This window comes from Marinifilum sp. D714 (assembly GCF_030851345.1).
In the GTDB taxonomy this organism is placed as follows: Bacteria; Bacteroidota; Bacteroidia; order Bacteroidales; family Marinifilaceae; genus Marinifilum.
In genome coordinates this window covers 364,936-381,885 of sequence record NZ_JALPNU010000002.1, presented here as the reverse complement: position 1 = coordinate 381,885, position 16,950 = coordinate 364,936, and the positions used below count along the sequence as shown (strand labels likewise).

The following is a 16,950-nucleotide window of genomic DNA, read 5'->3' as shown; positions in this document are numbered from 1 at the left end:
TGAATGAGGAAGGGTTTATTATATCTGATTACAGTTTTATATTGCTCGTTGGCAAGTTACGGGCAATACAATTCAACAGATACCCTTTTTAGCATTGATGATACAGCTTACCCTTCTGGCAAATTTGTAGAACTTTTCGAAAGCAAGAAACTTCGTGATCAGAACAACAATCCGCTTTCTCTAAAAGAATCTTTAGATTTATATATCGATTTTCATCTAAAAGTCACTGAAGCTAAAAAGTATCAATTTGACACTTTGCCTGAAGTTATTCAGGAAATCGAAACTTATCACAATAAAGCATTCAACGCTTATTTGTATCCTGTAAAGATCAATCAAAATCTTCTTGAAGAAACCTTCGAAAGAATTCAATATTTCGTAAAGCCTCGTCATATTTTAGTTAAGATTGAAGGTAGAGCTACCCCGAAAGATACACTTGAAGCTTATCAGGAAGCTATCAGAATCTATACATTGTTAAATCAGGGGAAGAAGTTTTCAAAACTTGCCAACCAATTCTCAGATGATTTGTCGGCTCGAAAAAACAATGGTGAAATAGGATACATTACTGCTTTCGACATGGACTATACCTTCGAAACTGCTGCCTACAACACAGCCAAAGGAGAGTATTCTAAACCCGTTCGCTCTCCTTATGGATATCATATTGTACAAACCATTGACAAGATTAAAAATCCGGGGAAGGTAAGAATCAGGCATCTTATGATTGAGTTTAAAAAGAAAAATGAAAAAGGTAAAATCAAAACAAAAGCCGATTCTATTTATCAACTTCTTCAATCAGGTGCTGATATTTCTGCGTTAATTCAGAAATATTCAGACGATGCTAGTTCTGTAAAAAACAACGGCATCTTGCCTTGGTTTGGACTATTTGAAACTCATCCTTTAATTGAAAAAACTGCTTTTGAATTAAAAAAGAAAGGAGATTTTTCACAACCAATCAGAACCGATTTTGGATACCATATTATCCAACTTTTAGATAAAAAGGAATACAATACTCTTGAGCAATGCAAGGATGATTTAATAACACTTTTGGCAGAAGACAGTCGTTCAAGAATTTCAGAAAGAAAATTAATACAAAATCTGAAGGAAAGATATCAGTTCAAAGAAAATAAGCAGCTACTATCGAATTTTTACTCTATTCTAGATTATGCTTATGCAGAACTATGGGAAACTTTATTCTCTATCGAAAATAATGATTACTCTCAGGAAAAGTTTGCTGAATTCTTAAGTAAACAAGCTTCAAAAGATATTTATGAAAATTTTGAAGATTATATCAATAGATTATATGTTAATTTCTCAAACACTTGTATCTTAGCATACCATAAAAAGAAACTTGTAGAAAAACATCCTAAGCTTAAGACATTACTGGATGAATATGAAAATGGAGTTTTAGTTTATTTTATTACTAAAAAAACAATTTGGGATAATACAACAGAGAAAGAAAAAATAAAAGAATATTACAATAACAATCAACACAAATACAAAACAGATGTTGATTATAAATCAGTTAAAGATATTATATTGGAAGATTACAGAGCTTGGCTTGAGGAAAAATGGTCGAAAGAACTTCGAAAAAAATACTCTGTAGAAATCAACCATTCAGCTTTAACAAATTTGCGAACAATTAAGAATGAATAAATACATACTTACAATAATTTTGCTTGCAAGCATGCTTGCTTGTAATTACAATCAGGAAGAAGACAAGGCGGTTGCTAAAGTAAATCAAAACTTTTTATACATGAGCGAAGTAGCGGCAATCGTTCCCAACGGAAGCACTAAAGAAGATAGTATACTAATTGCCGATAACTACATTCACCAATGGATAAAAAAACAGTTGATCATTTCAAAAGCAGAACTTAACCTTTCGGAAGAAGATAAGGATGTTAGCAAAATGGTTGAGGATTATCGTTCCTCTTTAATTATTCATAAGTATCAGCAACAACTTTTAGAGCAAAAACTTGATACCATTGTTACAAACTTTGAAATTGACAATTATTATCGTCAAAACTCTGGCAATTTCATATTGAACAGAAACATTATCAAAGCATTATATATTCAAATTTCAAAACCTGTTCCTGATTATAAAAAAATTAAAAAGCTCTATAAATTAGAAAAAGAAGAAGATTGGGACGAATTGGAAGACTACTGTTTTCAGAATGCCACAAAATTTGATAATTTTAGCGGGCAATGGGTTAATGCGAAAGAACTATTAAATAGAATCCCTTTCAATTTTAGTGATGAAGATAAACTATTAAAAAGCAGAAAACACATTGAAACAGAGGACTCAACCTATAGATATTTTGTAGCCATTAAAAATGTTGAGTTCAAGAATAATATTGCACCTCTTGATTTTGTGAGAGATGACATTAGAAAAATAATCATCAATAAACGAAAAATAGAATTCATTAAAAACCTCGAAGAAAACATCTACAGAGATGCGGAATCGAAAAATAAATTCAAAATTTATTAAACCATAAAATATGCGTTACATTTTTAGAAAAACTTGCACGGTGTTAACACTGTTGTTACTGAGTATTCTTACTCTTAATGCTCAAGACAATGTGGTAGATAAAATTATTGCCGTGGTTGGTAATCAGGTTGTATTAAAATCGGATGTTGAGCAAAGATTTATCAGTCTTAAGGCTCAAGGATATACATCAGGTAGTGTTGACTTGAAAACCGAAATTTTTGAAGATCTATTGATTCAAAAACTTATGATTGCCCAAGCTGCGATTGATAGCATTGAGGTAACCGAACAAGAAGTTGAAGATGATCTTTCTCGTAAAATGGAAATGTACATTCAAAGAATAGGTTCCAAAGAAAAATTGGAACAATATTTTGGTAAATCAATTCTTGAAATGAAAAATGATTTGCGAGAACCTACCAGAAATGAACGCATTAAAGAGAAAATGCAGGCAGAAATCACAAAAGACATTCACATTACCCCTGCTGAAGTTCGTGATTTCTACAATAATTTAAACAAGGACAGCTTGCCTACAATTCCTGGTAAACTTGAGGTACAACAAATTGTAAGATATCCAAAAGTTACCGATGACGAGAAAGACCGTATCAGAAACAGATTAAGAGAATTTAGAGACAGAGTACATAAGGGTGAGAGCTTTTCTACATTGGCGGTTCTTTATTCTGAAGACCCGGGAAGTGCTCGTCAAGGTGGTGAATTAGGCTATACACCAAGATCTAGTTTAGTTCCAGAGTTTGCAAACGTAGCTTTCAACCTAAAAACAGATAAAGTTTCTAAAATTGTAGAAACTGAGTATGGATTTCACATCATTCAATTTATTGACAGAAAAGGTGAAAGAATTAATGTACGCCACATTCTTCTTAAACCTAAAATTGAAGAAGAAAAAAGAAAAGAAGCTACTGCACGTTTAGATAGTATTGCAGATTTAATTAGAAATGAGAAGTTGAAATTTGATGAAGCTGCATTTTATTTCTCAGCTGATAAGGATACCAGAAATAATGGAGGTTTGATTGTTAATCCATATACTGGTTCATCTAGATTTGAAAAAGACAATTTGCCTCCTGCCATTGCTCAACAAATTAACAGCTTAAAAATCAATGAAATTTCTGAGCCGTTTTTAGATGTTTCCGGAGGAAAGGATGCTTACAAAATCATCAAGATAAAATCAGAAACCAAATCTCACACAGCAAACCTATCCGATGATTGGAGTATTTTTGAGAATATGTTGACCAATCAAAAGCAGCAAGATATTCTAGATAAATGGATCAAAGAGAAGCAATCTGGCACTTACGTTCACATTGATGATTCATACAAGAATGCAAAATTCAGATTCGAAGGCTGGCAAAAATAATTAAGCTTAAAATATTTAGTCAGACACAGCCTTTTTGCTGTGTCTGATTTTTTCAAGGAAATCCAAATACTAAATCCTTATGAATTTTAAATCAGAAGTTGAAGCTGCTAATTCACTACATGCCGATTACAAAAAGCTACTTGAGGAAATTGGTAAAAAAATTTATGGTCAGGATGAAATCATTAAAAAAGTATTGATTTCGATTTTTAGTAATGGACACTGTTTACTAGTTGGTGTTCCTGGACTTGCTAAAACTTTACTTGTAAACACAATTGCGCAGGTTTTAGACTTAAAATACCAAAGAGTACAGTTTACTCCCGACCTAATGCCTTCTGATATTATTGGAACTGAAATATTAAATAATGAGCGTAGATTTAATTTCATAAAAGGTCCTTTGTTTGCTAATATCATTCTTGCTGATGAGATCAATCGTACACCTCCAAAAACTCAATCGGCTTTATTGGAGGCGATGCAAGAAAAAATGGTAACGGTAAATGGTAAAAATTACCAAATTGAAAAACCTTTTTTTGTATTGGCCACCCAAAATCCAATCGAACAAGAAGGTACCTACCCTCTTCCTGAAGCTCAATTAGACCGTTTCATGTTTAGCATTTATTTGGATTACCCAAAATTAGAAGATGAAATTTCGATTGTTGAAAATACTACATGTGGCAAGGAAATTGCATTGAACAAGATTATTTCGGGTGAAAAGATTTCTTACTATCAAAAATTGATACAAAAAGTACCAATTAATCGAAATGTATTGGAATATGCTGTAAACTTGGCGGCAAAATCGAGGCCTAATACCGAGTTCTCGCATCCTATGGCAAATGAGTATATCAATTGGGGAGCTGGACCAAGAGCATCGCAATATTTGGTTATTGGAGCCAAAGCACACGCTCTTCTTTCCGGAAAATATTCGCCGGACATAGAAGATGTAAAGGAAGTTGCAGTCCCTATATTAAGACATAGAATCATGAAAAACTACAAGGCCGAAGCTGAAGGAATTAGTGTTGAAGATATTATAAAAGAATTATTAAAATAAAAGGAATGCCTTGCATCATTACAAAATATAAATCGATTATTCTATTCGTAGGAATATTCTGCCTTTTCTCATTTACACTGGAAGCTCAGAAAAAATCATTAATTGAAATTAAAAACTCAGATGATATCAGAGCCGAATTAAAATCAGAATCGCAACTTACTGTTTTCAATGGCAATGTATTTATAACCCACGAAAACATTAAGATGTACTGCGATAGCGTATATCAATTCAGAGGTGACAACAGAATTGTTGCATATGGTAATGTTCACATTATTAGCTCAGATACGGTTCACATTTATGGTGATGTATTAAAGTACTACGGAAACACCAAACTGGCTGAAATGCGTAACAATGTAAAGCTTAAAAATAAAACAGTTACCGTTACCACAGAATTTCTTGATTTTGATATGAATGAAAGTGTTGGTTACTATTTTAATGGCGGTAAAATTGTTGACACAAATAATACGCTTACCAGCAGCATTGGAAGATATTACACGCGACAGGATTTATTGTTCTTTAAAGATAGCGTAGAAGTTTTAAGCAATGATTATACTTTAAAATCAGACACACTAAAATACAACACGCTTAGTAAAACTGCTTTTATTTTAGGACCAACTACCATCGAGAATGAAACTGAAACACTTTATTCGGAAGATGGATGGTACAATACAACTACTGGAATATCGCAATTTTTTAAAAACACAACTCTTAATAGTAAAGCATATCAAATTAAAGGTGATAGTATTTACCTGGATAAAAACAATGAAACCGCTAGAATATTCGATAATGTAGAACTTCGAGATACTGTTAATAACATTATTTTACAAGGACACTTTTTAGAAACTTTTAAGAATACCGAAGAGGCATTAATGACAGATTCTGCAGTATTCATTCAAGTTGCGGAACAGGATTCACTATTTCTACATGCAGATACCCTTACAATATCAAAAGATAGCGCAGATTTTGAGTTAATAAAGGCCTTTCATCATGTGAAGTTTTTCAGACCTGATTTGCAAGGTAAATGTGATTCTCTGGTATATACCATGCAAGATTCTACCATAAGGTTGTTTAATGATCCGGTTTTATGGGCACAGGGTAATCAGATGGTTGCTGATACTATTGGTATAGAAACTCAAAATCAGAAACTCAAATACCTTCACTTTAGAGGTTCTTCTTTCCTAACGGCAAAAGAAGATAGCACTTTTTACAACCAGATCAAAGGAAAGAACATGCTCGGTCATGTTAAGGACAATAAGATTTACAAATTAGATATTGATGGAAATGGAGAAACCTTATATTACCCAAAAGACAAAGGAGTAATATTAGGCATGAACCTTGCAAAGAGTAGCGATATCACCATTCTGATAAAGGATAATAAAATTGATCAGATCATCTTTATTAAAAAACCTGATGGCAACATGTATCCATTGTTTGAAGTGGAACAAGAAATGTTATTCCTGAAAAATTTCCGTTGGTTCGATGGCATTCAGCCAAAGTCGAAAGAAGATATATTTATTTGGAGAGATACACTTCCGCATACAGCTAAAAGTATATTAAAAGCTGAATCTTCGGATTTATGAGTAGATTTAGACAGGAAATAAAAAACGAGGTTTTGAAACAAAACCTCGTTTTTTATTTTTTAGTATTCATCTTCGTTGAATAAAAAATCTCCTTTGCTAGGGTAATCAGGCCAAATATCCTCAATACTCTCAAAAATCTCTCCCTCTTCCTCGATTTCCTGCAAATTTTCAATTACCTCTAGCGGCGCACCAGAGCGAATTGCGTAGTCAATCAACTCATCCTTGGAAGCCGGCCATGGGGCATCTTCAAGTTTTGTTGCTAATTCAAGTGTCCAATACATAAGTTCAAAATATTTTTAGGTTCCTTTATTCTGCGAATATAATTTTTTTTTCCGAATTTACAAGTCAGGCTCCCATTTTATTTCATCAGCCCCAACATCCTTTAAAACCTTGCGTGATAACACAAATAAGTAGTCCGATAATCGGTTTAAGTACTTCAACAATAAGGGATTTATGTCAATTTCCATTGACAATTGATTGGCTCTTCTCTCTGCCCTGCGACAAACGGTTCTTGCAACATGACAAAATCCATTCAATGGGCTTCCTCCAGGTAGTACAAAATTATTCAATTCTGGAAGTTCCTCATCCATTCGGTCCATCTCCGATTCCAATAATAAAATATCATCCTCACTCAGATTTAGCTTTTGTTTTAAGTCTGACTTCTCATCATCCGTAGCCAAACGAGAACCAATCAAAAACAACTTATTCTGTACTATATTTAGAACTTCCAGAGTTTTTTCTTCTATTTTGTGAGATCGAATTAAACCGATGTATGAATTCAATTCATCTACTGTCCCATAAGCTTCTAATCTCAAATGATATTTAGGAACGCGAGTTCCACCAATAAGTCCGGTAGTTCCCTTATCTCCTGTTTTTGTATATACTTTAAATTTATCCATTGTTATATTTTTAAGCTAATATTTACATGTTTGGCAGTAAATATCTGCAGCTTTAACAAAGATAAAATTTTTTATTATTTAGAACGATTCTAAGAATTTATTTTTTTCTCATCCCGCAAAGAAATTAAAATTCCAACAGAATGTATATTCAGAGAAAAATCAAATTTACTACCTTGGTTTAGATTTTTCCAAGCTTCCAATAAAACAGGATTTCTATTCATATTCTGAAAAACAAGTACACAAGTTCTGCTCAAAAATTGTTTATACTGCTTTTTAAACATCTCAATGTCTGCATTATTTGCCAAATTAGATATTACCACAAAATCAAGATCTTTTAACTCCTCAAAATGTAAAAGTTCAATATTCTCAATATTAAGTTGCCTTTTGAATATTTTATCATTTATCTCTCCATTTTTAAGGCAATCTCCAATACAATAAAGTTTAATTCTTGAATCAACCTTTGCCATATATGCTTTCGTATACCCAAATCCATTCCCTATAAACAATGGCTTTTTTACTTGATAATAATTCATCAAGCGAAAAATTAAACGATCCACATCCTTTCCTCTTTTTAAGTTTACGATTTCCTCCTTTAGATAATCTGCACGATTAGCACTAAGGGCTGATGATTTACAAGATGATCTAAGCAGCTTTATCGCCAATTCTCTGGTTTGTTGAAGGTCACGAAAAGCATAATAATGAAGTTTAGCTCCAAATACATTAGTTATCAAATCAATTGCAATTGGCGAATGTTCTCCAAATCCATTTCGGCGATAATTTTTTAAACGAATTAATCTTTTTTTTAGTTGATAACGAATTCCACTCATGCTAGCGTTTAAGTATATTTGGCGAATTAAATTGTACATTTGATTTTCTCAACAATTAAAATTATTAGATTTTTTCAATTTTCAATATTTAAATGTCTGAATTAGCTGGTCTGGATATAAAATTTTTAGCTGGAGTTGGCCCTAAGAGAGCTTCCATTTTGAATCAAGAATTATCGATTTATAGTTACGAGGATTTGTTGTATCATTTTCCGTACAAATACATCGATAGAACAAAATTCTATTCAATTAGGGAGATCAACTCAAAACTACCTTACATTCAAGTAAGAGGACAAATTACAGGCATCGAAACTTTAGGCGAAAAGCGTCAACAACGTTTGGTTGCTTATTTTACCGATGGTGAAGACACCATGGAATTGGTCTGGTTTAAGGGCATTAAATACATTAAAGGCAACCTAAAGCCAAATACCGATTACATTGTTTTTGGAAAACCTTCTGAATTCAACAGAAAGATTAATGTTGTTCATCCTGAAATAGAAGAAGCAAACAAAAGCAATGGAAAGATTAATGCTTCGCTTCAATCTTTTTACCTGACTACTGAAAAAATGAAGAATGGCTTTCTGAATTCACGAGCAATTCAGAAACTGCAAGAAAATGCACTCAAATCAGTAAATGGGAAAATACCGGAAACTTTACCTGCTCCACTGATCAAAAGGTTGGGGTTGATCAATTTGCACGAAGCATTGCTGCAGATTCATTTCCCACAAAATACCGAGATTCTCAAAAAAGCTCAATATCGCTTAAAGTTTGAAGAGCTATTCTACATTCAACTCAACATCCTTAAAATGAAAATGAAACGGAAAATCCTATACAAAGGACATCCGTTTTCAAAAATAGGAGAATACTTTAATACTTTTTACCAAAACAATTTGCCTTTCGAATTAACTAATGCGCAAAAGAGAGTAATTAAAGAAATCCGTAAAGATGTTGGTTCTGGTAAACAAATGAATCGCCTGCTACAAGGAGATGTAGGTAGTGGTAAAACCATGGTTGGGCTGATGTGCATGCTTATGGCTCTTGATAATGATTGTCAGGCATGCCTAATGGCTCCTACCGAAATTTTGGCAACACAGCATATGGAAAGCATTTCAGAATTTCTGGAAGGAATTGATGTGAATGTTGCTTTGCTTACTGGATCTACAAAACAAAAGGACAGGCGCAGAATTCATGAAGACCTCAAAAGTGGTGAATTACAAATTCTGATTGGGACACACGCCCTGCTCGAAGATGTTGTACAGTTTAATAACCTCGGCTTGGTAATTATCGATGAACAACACAGGTTTGGTGTGGCACAGCGTGCCAGATTATGGAAAAAGAATAACATTCCTCCTCATGTACTGGTAATGACAGCAACTCCCATTCCAAGAACTTTAGCCATGACATTATATGGCGACCTGGAAGTTTCAGTAATTGATGAATTGCCTCCTGGTAGAAAACCCATTCAAACGGTTCACTATTTTGAGAACAAAAGACGACAGGTTTATCAATTCATGAAAAAACAGATCGATTTGGGAAGACAAATCTATTTGGTATATCCGATGATTAAAGAATCGGAAAAAATGGATTATAAAAATCTGGAAGAAGGATATGAAAGTGTAGCCAGTTTTTTCCCTCCTGAAAAATATGGCATAAGCATGGTTCATGGTAAGATGAAACCAGCCGAAAAAGATGCTGAAATGCAACGGTTTGCACAAGGTGAAACCAAAATCATGGTGGCAACTACCGTAATCGAGGTTGGTGTTAATGTACCTAATGCATCGGTAATGGTTATTGAAAGTACCGAAAGGTTTGGTTTATCGCAATTGCACCAGTTGCGTGGTCGTGTTGGTCGTGGTGCCGAACAATCATACTGTATCCTAATGTCATCCTACAAGATTTCCAATGAATCGAGAAAACGCATTGAAACCATGGTTCGTACCAACGATGGTTTCGAAATCGCCGAAGTAGATTTAAAGCTGAGAGGTCCTGGAGATATTGAAGGAACACAGCAAAGTGGCATTTCCTATGATTTAAAAATTGCTCATCTTGGTAAAGATGGTCAGTTATTACAATATGCACGAGATGTTGCACAGGAAATTTTAGACGATGATCCGCTTCTGGAAAAAGAAGAAAACTTCACTTTGGCCAAGCAAGTAAAAAGACTTAGCAAGACTAAAGTCAACTGGAGCGTTATTAGCTAAGAGAACGTTTATGGCCTTTTTTCTTAATAATTAAAAACGAATCAATTAAACGAAAGTATTAATTCGTAATTAAAAACCTATCTTTAGACACCGAAATAGGGTAATACATCCCTATTTCGGTATACACACATTAACCAATCTGTTACAATTTATGAAACAATTTCTACTACTATCTGTACTATCTCTATTCCTTTTCCAAGGAAGTATTTATGCCCAGGATGACAATGTTTTCTATGGCTTAGACAATTCATTCGAAAACCTGAGCGCTCCTGACTCTATCAGTATGTTTAGCGGAGCCTTTGCTTTTGCCCGCATTGGTGGCGACAACTATGCCGGTGTTCGTTTTCAGCCTGAGCTAAGCCTAGGCAAAGTGGGTGTTGGCTTCGATGTGCCTGTTTATTTCAATCTGGAAACCGGTGATTTCTATAGCGATGAGTTCAAGAACGGAACTGGTGTTCTTCGCCTGATTAGCTACGTTCGCTATGGCCGTAAAAAAAGAGATCCCCTTTTCTTCAAGGTAGGTCAACTTCGTGGCGAATCGCTTGGATACGGGAGTTTACTGAACAATTACAACAACTCTCCTAGTTACGAAAAACGTAGGGTGGGTGTAAGCTACGACATCCTCATCAAAAAAGTATTCGGTATAGAGGGAATGTATAGCGATTTCAATACCGAATCATTCAATTTGTTTGCCGTTCGTCCCTATGTTCGCCCTTTTGGAGCAAGTGGAATTCCAGTTTTGAAAACCCTTGATTTCGGTTTCTCTTACATCTCCGACAAAGATCAAACAGATCGCTTTGGCGCAGACACTGGCAAAAATGAATTCCTATCAGACGGCATGAAAGCTTATGGTTTAGATATGGGAATTACTTTCATCAACTCTAAGTTTATCAACCTTACGGGATATGCACATTTCAGCAGATTAAGCAAGATAAAATCAGATTCTTTGGCAACCTACCATCAAGCAATTCCTCCTACCGAAGGATATGGTGCAGGTAAAGGAATGGGCTTAGGGTTGAATGCCAATATGAACGTGATTGGAAACTTATTCCGATTAAACGCAAGACTGGAACGCCTTTGGTATACCGACAACTATCTACCTCAATTCTTCGACGCACACTATGAAATTAATAAAGATGCCAAGATTCTGGCTTTAGGTGATGCGAAAAACAAGCAGGGAATTTACGGGTCTATCACTGCTTCAATATTGGATAAAATTTTGGTAGGCGGTAACCTTTTATTGCCCGACAATGTAAGCGAAGCAACCCCTGCAACCATGCAGTTGAACGTGAGAACCAAAGACCTGTTCGATAAAATTATTATTGAAGGGTATTACACCAAAGCAAATCTTGTTGACATGGGTGACGCTCTAACCTTCGACGAAAATTCATTAGCTTTGATGCGTTTTGCCTATAAGATTAGCCCTATTATTGCCACTGGTATAGACTACCGCTGGACTTGGAACAAGCAAGATGATGGAAGCTTTAAGGCTGACAATTCGGTGATGCCATATATTGCATTGCGTTTCCAATTCTAAGCAAGAAAAATATACACATACGATATTTGCCCAATGTATTTTAATACGTTGGGCATTTTTTATAAAGCTACCGGAGCTGCAATAGCTTACAAACAACCTACTTTATCTATTTAGATAACCTACTCTAGTACGTCTACTAAGCTACTTTACCCACTTGGACAACCTACTCAAGTACGTCTAATAACCTACCTTACATATTTAAATAACCTGCTCTAGTAGGTCCACCAACCTACTTTACTCATTTAAGTAACCTACTCCAGTACGTCTACCAACCTACTTTACCTGGTTGGGGAACCAGGTACATACTGTAAAATACACATACTACACATCAATAAATACAGCCTCTTTTACAATAATCACATGTAAAGTTTGATTTTTAATGCTTTACATTTTACACACTCTTATTAAAATTAGGATTTCAAAAAGGAGAAAGTCTCTTTGTGGTTCAATTTAATTCTGCATAAAAATTCACATTTCTCGACTCTCGTTGTTCCAGAGCCTTCAATCCAGCATCCATTATCTAAAAGCAATCTAAATTATCTCGTTTGCAGAAAACACAGATATTAGCGATTTTTTTCTTGAATAGCTCAAACTAACTGTATTCAATATAGATACATGAAAAATTGTAATCTCTACATTACAAAAGCAAGGAAGTCCCTCTATTTAAACACGCTATAAATAGACTTTTTCAGGATGGAATGTGACCTAAAGTGTTAATTTTGTTGCCATGTGTTAAATAACATACCTATTTAAAGGTGCTGATATACAGCTAACAAACACATACACTAAATAAAAAGGGGCTAAATCATGAGTACTCCCAAACAAATTGATCATGAGGGGACTATCCTGGAAATAAAGGATGGTAAGATTACAGTCGGAATTGTTAATGTTTCGGCTTGTGCAGGTTGTCATGCTAAAGGAGCATGTACAATGTCTGACATGAAGGAAAAATCAATTGATGTTATTGATTTTAGCAACAAGTATTCTGTTGGAGAAAAAGTCAAATTAACTTACCGCGAATCCTTAGGCTGGTTTGCTTTAATGTTGGCTTATGTACTCCCATTTGTTCTTGTGTTACTTGTTCTTTTTATAGCAACATCAATTACTAACGACGAACTAATAAGTGGTTTACTATCATTGGCAGTTTTACCACCTTATTATATCATATTGTCCTTTTTTAAAGGACGTTTAAAGAAAACGTTTTCATTTACAATAGAAAAAATCGTAAACATTTAATTCTATGAGCATTATAGCTATCACTATTCTGGCTTTGTGTGCTATTGGTGTTACTGCAGCGATTATCCTGTATTTTGTAGCCCAAAAATTCAAAGTGTACGAAGATCCTCGAATTGACGAGGTTGAAGAAGCATTGCCTGCAGCAAACTGCGGGGGTTGTGGTTATCCGGGTTGTAGGGGTTTTGCCGAAGCATTGGTAAAAGCCGACGACATCTCAAACTTCAACTGCCCTGTTGGTGGAGCAGCAGTAATGTCACATGTAGGTGCCCTTTTAGGACACGAAGTTAAAGCAGCAGACCCAACTGTTGCTGTTGTACGTTGTAACGGGACTTGCGAAAACCGTCCGAAAACAAATCAGTATGATGGAGCAGCTTCTTGTTCCATTGCTGCATCACTTTACAGTGGCGAAACTGGTTGTCAGTACGGATGTCTAGGTTTAGGCGAATGTGTTGAAGCTTGTAATTTTGATGCAATGTACATGGACGAAGAAACAGGTCTTCCAGTTATCATTGAAGACAATTGTGTTTCTTGTGGTGCTTGTGTTAAAGCTTGTCCTAATAACATTATTGAGCTTCGCAAAAAAGGACCAAAGAGCCGTCGTATTTTTGTGTCTTGTGTAAACAAGGACAAAGGTGCTGTTGCCAAAAAAGCTTGTAATGTTGCATGTATTGGTTGCCGCAAGTGCGAGAAAGAATGTCCTTTCGATGCAATTACAGTGGAAAACAACCTTGCTTACATCGACTACAACAAATGTAAATTGTGTAGAAAATGTGTAGTAGTTTGTCCTACTAATGCAATACATGAATTAAACTTCCCTCCTCGTAAAGAGAAGCCTGCTGCAAAACCTGATGCTAAAACAGTAAAACCTGCAGCTGCTAAGGCGGAAGTTAAAGATGCTCCTAAAGCTGAGCCAAAAGCAAACGATTCGAAAGAAGAAACATCTGATAACAAATAAATAGGAGGATAATCAGTGTTAAAAACATTTTCTATAGGAGGTATTCATCCAGCAGAAAACAAACTATCTGCTGAAAGCGCAATCCAGGCATTGCCAATACCCCAAATGGTTAGCATTCCAATTTCACAACATATTGGTGCTCCTGCTACACCAATCGTTAAAAAAGGCGACGAAGTAAAAGTAGGACAACTAATTGCTAAATCTTCAGGATTTGTATCGGCAAACATTCACTCATCTGTTTCAGGAACAGTATTCAAGGTAGACGATATCATGGATGCTAGTGGTTTCCGAAGAACATCGGTTATCATCAAAGTTGATGGTGATGAATGGTTAGAGCATATCGATCGAAGTGAAGAATTGGTAAAAGAAATTAGCGCAAGCAAAGAGGAAATCATCAAACGAGTTGGCGATGCGGGTATCGTTGGTTTGGGTGGTGCTACTTTCCCTGCTCATGTTAAACTTTCAGTTCCTCCAGGCAAAACTGCAGAGGTTTTAATCATTAATGCAGTTGAGTGTGAGCCTTATTTGACTTCTGACCATAGAATCATGTTAGAAAAAGGTGATGAAGTATTGGTTGGTACTCAAATCTTGATGAAAGCGCTTGAGGTAAACAAAGCAATTATCGGTATTGAGAATAACAAGCCTGATGCAATTGCTCACCTTACGAAGCTTGCTGCAAACTATCAAGGCATTGAAATCTGTCCATTAAAAACACAATACCCTCAAGGTGGTGAGAAGCAATTAATCGCTGCAACCATTAAGCGCGAAGTTCCATCAGGAGCTCTTCCTATTGAGGTAGGTGCGGTAGTTCAAAACGTTGGAACAGCATTCGCTGTTTACGAAGCAGTTCAGAAAAACAAACCATTAATTGAACGCGTTGCTACCATTACAGGAAAGTCTTTGAAGAATCCATCGAACTGGCTGTTCCGTATCGGTACGCCTGTTAAAGATATTATCGAAGCTGCAGGTGGAATGCCTGAAGATACTGGTAAAATTGTTGGTGGTGGTCCAATGATGGGTAAAGCATTATCAAGTATTGATGTGCCTTTAACAAAAGGTAGTTCTGGGTTATTGCTTCTTCCAAGAGAAGAAACTGCACGTAAAGCTACCAAAGCTTGTATCCGTTGTGGTAAGTGTGTTTCTGTTTGTCCAATGGGACTTGAACCATACTTGCTAATGGTATGTGCCGATAAGAAAGATTACGAGCGCTTAGAAAAAGATGCAGTAATGGATTGTATCGAATGTGGTTCTTGTAGTTTCACATGTCCTGCTAACCGTCCTTTATTGGATTACATCCGATTAGGAAAAGGTAAAGTAGGCCAGATTATGCGTGCAAGAAAATAAAGTTATCAGTACTTAGAGTACTTGGATTGCCTAAAATACTTAAAGTGAAAAGAAATGGATAATAAAGAATTTGGAAATCAATTAGAAAAGAGAACTAAGCAATTTGCTCTTTCTATTATCAAATTATCTGTTTCTCTTCCCAATATACCTGAAAGTAAAGTGATCAAGAATCAAATTACCAAATCGGGAACAAGTGTTGGAGCCAATTACCGAGAAGCTAATAGATCGAGAAGTAAAGCTGATTTTAAGAACAAAATTAAAATTTGCGAAAGTGAAGCAAGTGAAACCATATATTGGCTTGAATTAATAAATGAAATGAATTGGTTAGCAGAAAATAAAATCGACATCATTTTAAAGGAAGCTAATGAACTTGTTGCTTTATTTACATCTATCAGTAATAAACTAAAACTCTAAGTATTCGAAGTACTTTAGGCACTTTAAGTACACATTAAGAAAAAAAATAAAATTAACTAATTAACAAATAGATATGAACACCAAAGTACTTGTCGCACCATCTCCGCATGTTCATAGTGGAGATTCCATACAGAAAAATATGTATGGTGTGGTATTTGCGATGCTTCCGGCGCTGCTATTTTCGTTCTTTTACTTTGGATTAGGTGCACTAGTTGTAACCCTAACCGCCGTAGCATCATGTTACTTATTCGAATTCTTAATTCAAAAATACATTCTTAAGACTGAGGTTAGCATTAATGATGGTTCAGCCCTTATTACTGGTATCCTTCTAGCCTTTAACGTACCATCCAACCTTCCAATCTGGATCATCATGATTGGTGCGTTGGTTGCAATAGGTATTGGTAAGATGACATTTGGAGGATTAGGAAACAACGTATTTAACCCTGCATTGGTTGGTCGTGTATTCCTATTGATTTCCTTCCCTGTTCAGATGACCAGTTGGCCGGTGTCGAAAGGTTTAACCAGTGGATATATTGATGTGGAAACCGGAGCTACTCCTCTTGCCATAATTAAGGAAGGATTGAAAAGCGGTCAATCTCTTTCGTCATTAATGGACAAGATTCCTTCAAACATGGACATGTTCCTTGGAAACATGGGAGGTTCGATGGGTGAAATTGCTGGAGCTGCCTTAGTTCTTGGATTAATTTATATGTTGATCCGTAAGATCATTACATGGCACATTCCTGTTGCTGTAATTGGTTCTGTTGCGATCTTAACAGGAATTCTTCACATGGTAGATCCTGAAGCTTATGCAGGACCTGTATTCCATATTTTGACTGGAGGTTTATTATTAGGTGCTATTTTCATGGCAACCGACTATGTTACTTCTCCAATGTCCAACAAAGGGATGATCATCTACGGTGTGGGAATCGGTGTCCTTACTGTAGTGATCCGTGTATTTGGAGCATATCCTGAAGGAGTTTCATTTGCTATTCTTATTATGAATGCATTTGTGCCACTAATTAACGTATATGTTAAACCTAAGCGTTTCGGCGAAAAAAGGAAATAAT

15 protein-coding genes are annotated in these 16,950 nt (G+C 35.4%); 12 read left to right on the top strand and 3 right to left on the bottom strand.

The genetic code is table 11. From position 1 onward, the window contains the following. Positions 1–3: 3 nt before the first annotated feature. The 5 genes from M0051_RS03435 to M0051_RS03415 all read left to right on the top strand — a co-directional run bounded on the left by M0051_RS03435 (position 4) and on the right by M0051_RS03415 (position 6,470). Complete coding sequence (locus tag M0051_RS03435; protein ID WP_306740137.1) at positions 4–1,650, top strand: peptidylprolyl isomerase; 1,647 nt, start codon at positions 4–6, stop codon at positions 1,648–1,650. Continuing rightward, entirely contained in the window at positions 1,643–2,482 is an 840-nt protein-coding gene (locus M0051_RS03430; protein ID WP_306740136.1) for a hypothetical protein, read from the top strand. Before M0051_RS03435 ends, M0051_RS03430 begins: the two co-directional genes overlap by 8 nt. Positions 2,483–2,492: 10 nt before the next feature. Beyond that, entirely contained in the window at positions 2,493–3,845 is a 1,353-nt protein-coding gene (locus M0051_RS03425; protein WP_306740135.1) for a peptidylprolyl isomerase, read from the top strand. 79 nt (positions 3,846–3,924) lie between these two features. Next, on the top strand, positions 3,925–4,890 hold the full coding sequence (locus tag M0051_RS03420; protein WP_306740134.1) for a MoxR family ATPase: 966 nt from the start codon (positions 3,925–3,927) through the stop codon (positions 4,888–4,890). Between the two features lie 5 nt (positions 4,891–4,895). After that, positions 4,896–6,470 (top strand): OstA-like protein, encoded by a 1,575-nt coding sequence (locus tag M0051_RS03415; protein WP_306740133.1) that lies wholly within the window; start codon positions 4,896–4,898, stop codon positions 6,468–6,470. A 59-nt stretch (positions 6,471–6,529) separates the two neighbouring features. On the opposite strand, the gene M0051_RS03410 is transcribed toward M0051_RS03415, so the two are convergent. The 3 genes from M0051_RS03410 to M0051_RS03400 all read right to left on the bottom strand — a co-directional run bounded on the left by M0051_RS03410 (position 6,530) and on the right by M0051_RS03400 (position 8,196). Further along, positions 6,530–6,751, bottom strand: a complete 222-nt coding sequence (locus M0051_RS03410) for a DUF2795 domain-containing protein (RefSeq protein WP_054714819.1) — start codon at positions 6,749–6,751, stop codon at positions 6,530–6,532. A gap of 57 nt (positions 6,752–6,808) precedes the next feature. Further along, the gene (locus M0051_RS03405) at positions 6,809–7,369 is read right to left on the bottom strand and encodes a cob(I)yrinic acid a,c-diamide adenosyltransferase (protein ID WP_306740132.1); all 561 of its coding nucleotides are present in this window, start codon (positions 7,367–7,369) and stop codon (positions 6,809–6,811) included. Between the two features lie 89 nt (positions 7,370–7,458). Further along, the gene (locus tag M0051_RS03400; RefSeq protein ID WP_306740131.1) at positions 7,459–8,196 is read right to left on the bottom strand and encodes a hypothetical protein; all 738 of its coding nucleotides are present in this window, start codon (positions 8,194–8,196) and stop codon (positions 7,459–7,461) included. Between the two features lie 92 nt (positions 8,197–8,288). Between M0051_RS03400 and recG the strand changes: the two genes are divergently transcribed. The 7 genes from recG (at position 8,289) to M0051_RS03365 (ending at position 16,949) form a co-directional block, all read left to right on the top strand. Next, a complete protein-coding gene (gene recG, locus M0051_RS03395) occupies positions 8,289–10,394 on the top strand; it encodes an ATP-dependent DNA helicase RecG (RefSeq protein WP_306740130.1) in 2,106 nt (701 codons plus the stop codon). Positions 10,395–10,545: 151 nt separating this feature from the next. After that, a complete protein-coding gene (locus M0051_RS03390) occupies positions 10,546–11,931 on the top strand; it encodes a hypothetical protein (protein ID WP_306740129.1) in 1,386 nt (461 codons plus the stop codon). Positions 11,932–12,738: 807 nt separating this feature from the next. Continuing rightward, positions 12,739–13,167 carry a SoxR reducing system RseC family protein gene (locus M0051_RS03385; protein ID WP_110361561.1) on the top strand — a complete coding sequence of 143 codons (429 nt, stop codon included), beginning with the start codon at positions 12,739–12,741 and terminating at the stop codon, positions 13,165–13,167. A gap of 4 nt (positions 13,168–13,171) precedes the next feature. Next, complete coding sequence (locus M0051_RS03380) at positions 13,172–14,122, top strand: Fe-S cluster domain-containing protein (protein ID WP_306740128.1); 951 nt, start codon at positions 13,172–13,174, stop codon at positions 14,120–14,122. Between the two features lie 15 nt (positions 14,123–14,137). Then, a complete protein-coding gene (rsxC, locus tag M0051_RS03375) occupies positions 14,138–15,466 on the top strand; it encodes an electron transport complex subunit RsxC (RefSeq protein ID WP_306740127.1) in 1,329 nt (442 codons plus the stop codon). A gap of 54 nt (positions 15,467–15,520) precedes the next feature. Then, positions 15,521–15,880 carry a four helix bundle protein gene (locus M0051_RS03370; protein WP_306740126.1) on the top strand — a complete coding sequence of 120 codons (360 nt, stop codon included), beginning with the start codon at positions 15,521–15,523 and terminating at the stop codon, positions 15,878–15,880. 73 nt (positions 15,881–15,953) lie between these two features. Then, on the top strand, positions 15,954–16,949 hold the full coding sequence (locus M0051_RS03365; RefSeq protein ID WP_306740125.1) for an RnfABCDGE type electron transport complex subunit D: 996 nt from the start codon (positions 15,954–15,956) through the stop codon (positions 16,947–16,949). The last annotated feature ends 1 nt before the right edge of the window (position 16,950 follow it).

Bases quoted from the DNA above. Each gene is read 5' to 3' on its own strand.
- M0051_RS03435 (WP_306740137.1), top strand. From the start codon at position 4: ATGAGGAAGGGTTTATTATATCTGATTACAGTTTTATATTGCTCGTTG.
- M0051_RS03430 (WP_306740136.1), top strand. From the start codon at position 1,643: ATGAATAAATACATACTTACAATAATTTTGCTTGCAAGCATGCTTGCT.
- M0051_RS03425 (WP_306740135.1), top strand. From the start codon at position 2,493: ATGCGTTACATTTTTAGAAAAACTTGCACGGTGTTAACACTGTTGTTA.
- M0051_RS03420 (WP_306740134.1), top strand. From the start codon at position 3,925: ATGAATTTTAAATCAGAAGTTGAAGCTGCTAATTCACTACATGCCGAT.
- M0051_RS03415 (WP_306740133.1), top strand. From the start codon at position 4,896: ATGCCTTGCATCATTACAAAATATAAATCGATTATTCTATTCGTAGGA.
- M0051_RS03410 (WP_054714819.1), bottom strand. From the start codon at position 6,751: ATGTATTGGACACTTGAATTAGCAACAAAACTTGAAGATGCCCCATGG.
- M0051_RS03405 (WP_306740132.1), bottom strand. From the start codon at position 7,369: ATGGATAAATTTAAAGTATATACAAAAACAGGAGATAAGGGAACTACC.
- M0051_RS03400 (WP_306740131.1), bottom strand. From the start codon at position 8,196: ATGAGTGGAATTCGTTATCAACTAAAAAAAAGATTAATTCGTTTAAAA.
- recG (WP_306740130.1), top strand. From the start codon at position 8,289: ATGTCTGAATTAGCTGGTCTGGATATAAAATTTTTAGCTGGAGTTGGC.
- M0051_RS03390 (WP_306740129.1), top strand. From the start codon at position 10,546: ATGAAACAATTTCTACTACTATCTGTACTATCTCTATTCCTTTTCCAA.
- M0051_RS03385 (WP_110361561.1), top strand. From the start codon at position 12,739: ATGAGTACTCCCAAACAAATTGATCATGAGGGGACTATCCTGGAAATA.
- M0051_RS03380 (WP_306740128.1), top strand. From the start codon at position 13,172: ATGAGCATTATAGCTATCACTATTCTGGCTTTGTGTGCTATTGGTGTT.
- M0051_RS03370 (WP_306740126.1), top strand. From the start codon at position 15,521: ATGGATAATAAAGAATTTGGAAATCAATTAGAAAAGAGAACTAAGCAA.
- M0051_RS03365 (WP_306740125.1), top strand. From the start codon at position 15,954: ATGAACACCAAAGTACTTGTCGCACCATCTCCGCATGTTCATAGTGGA.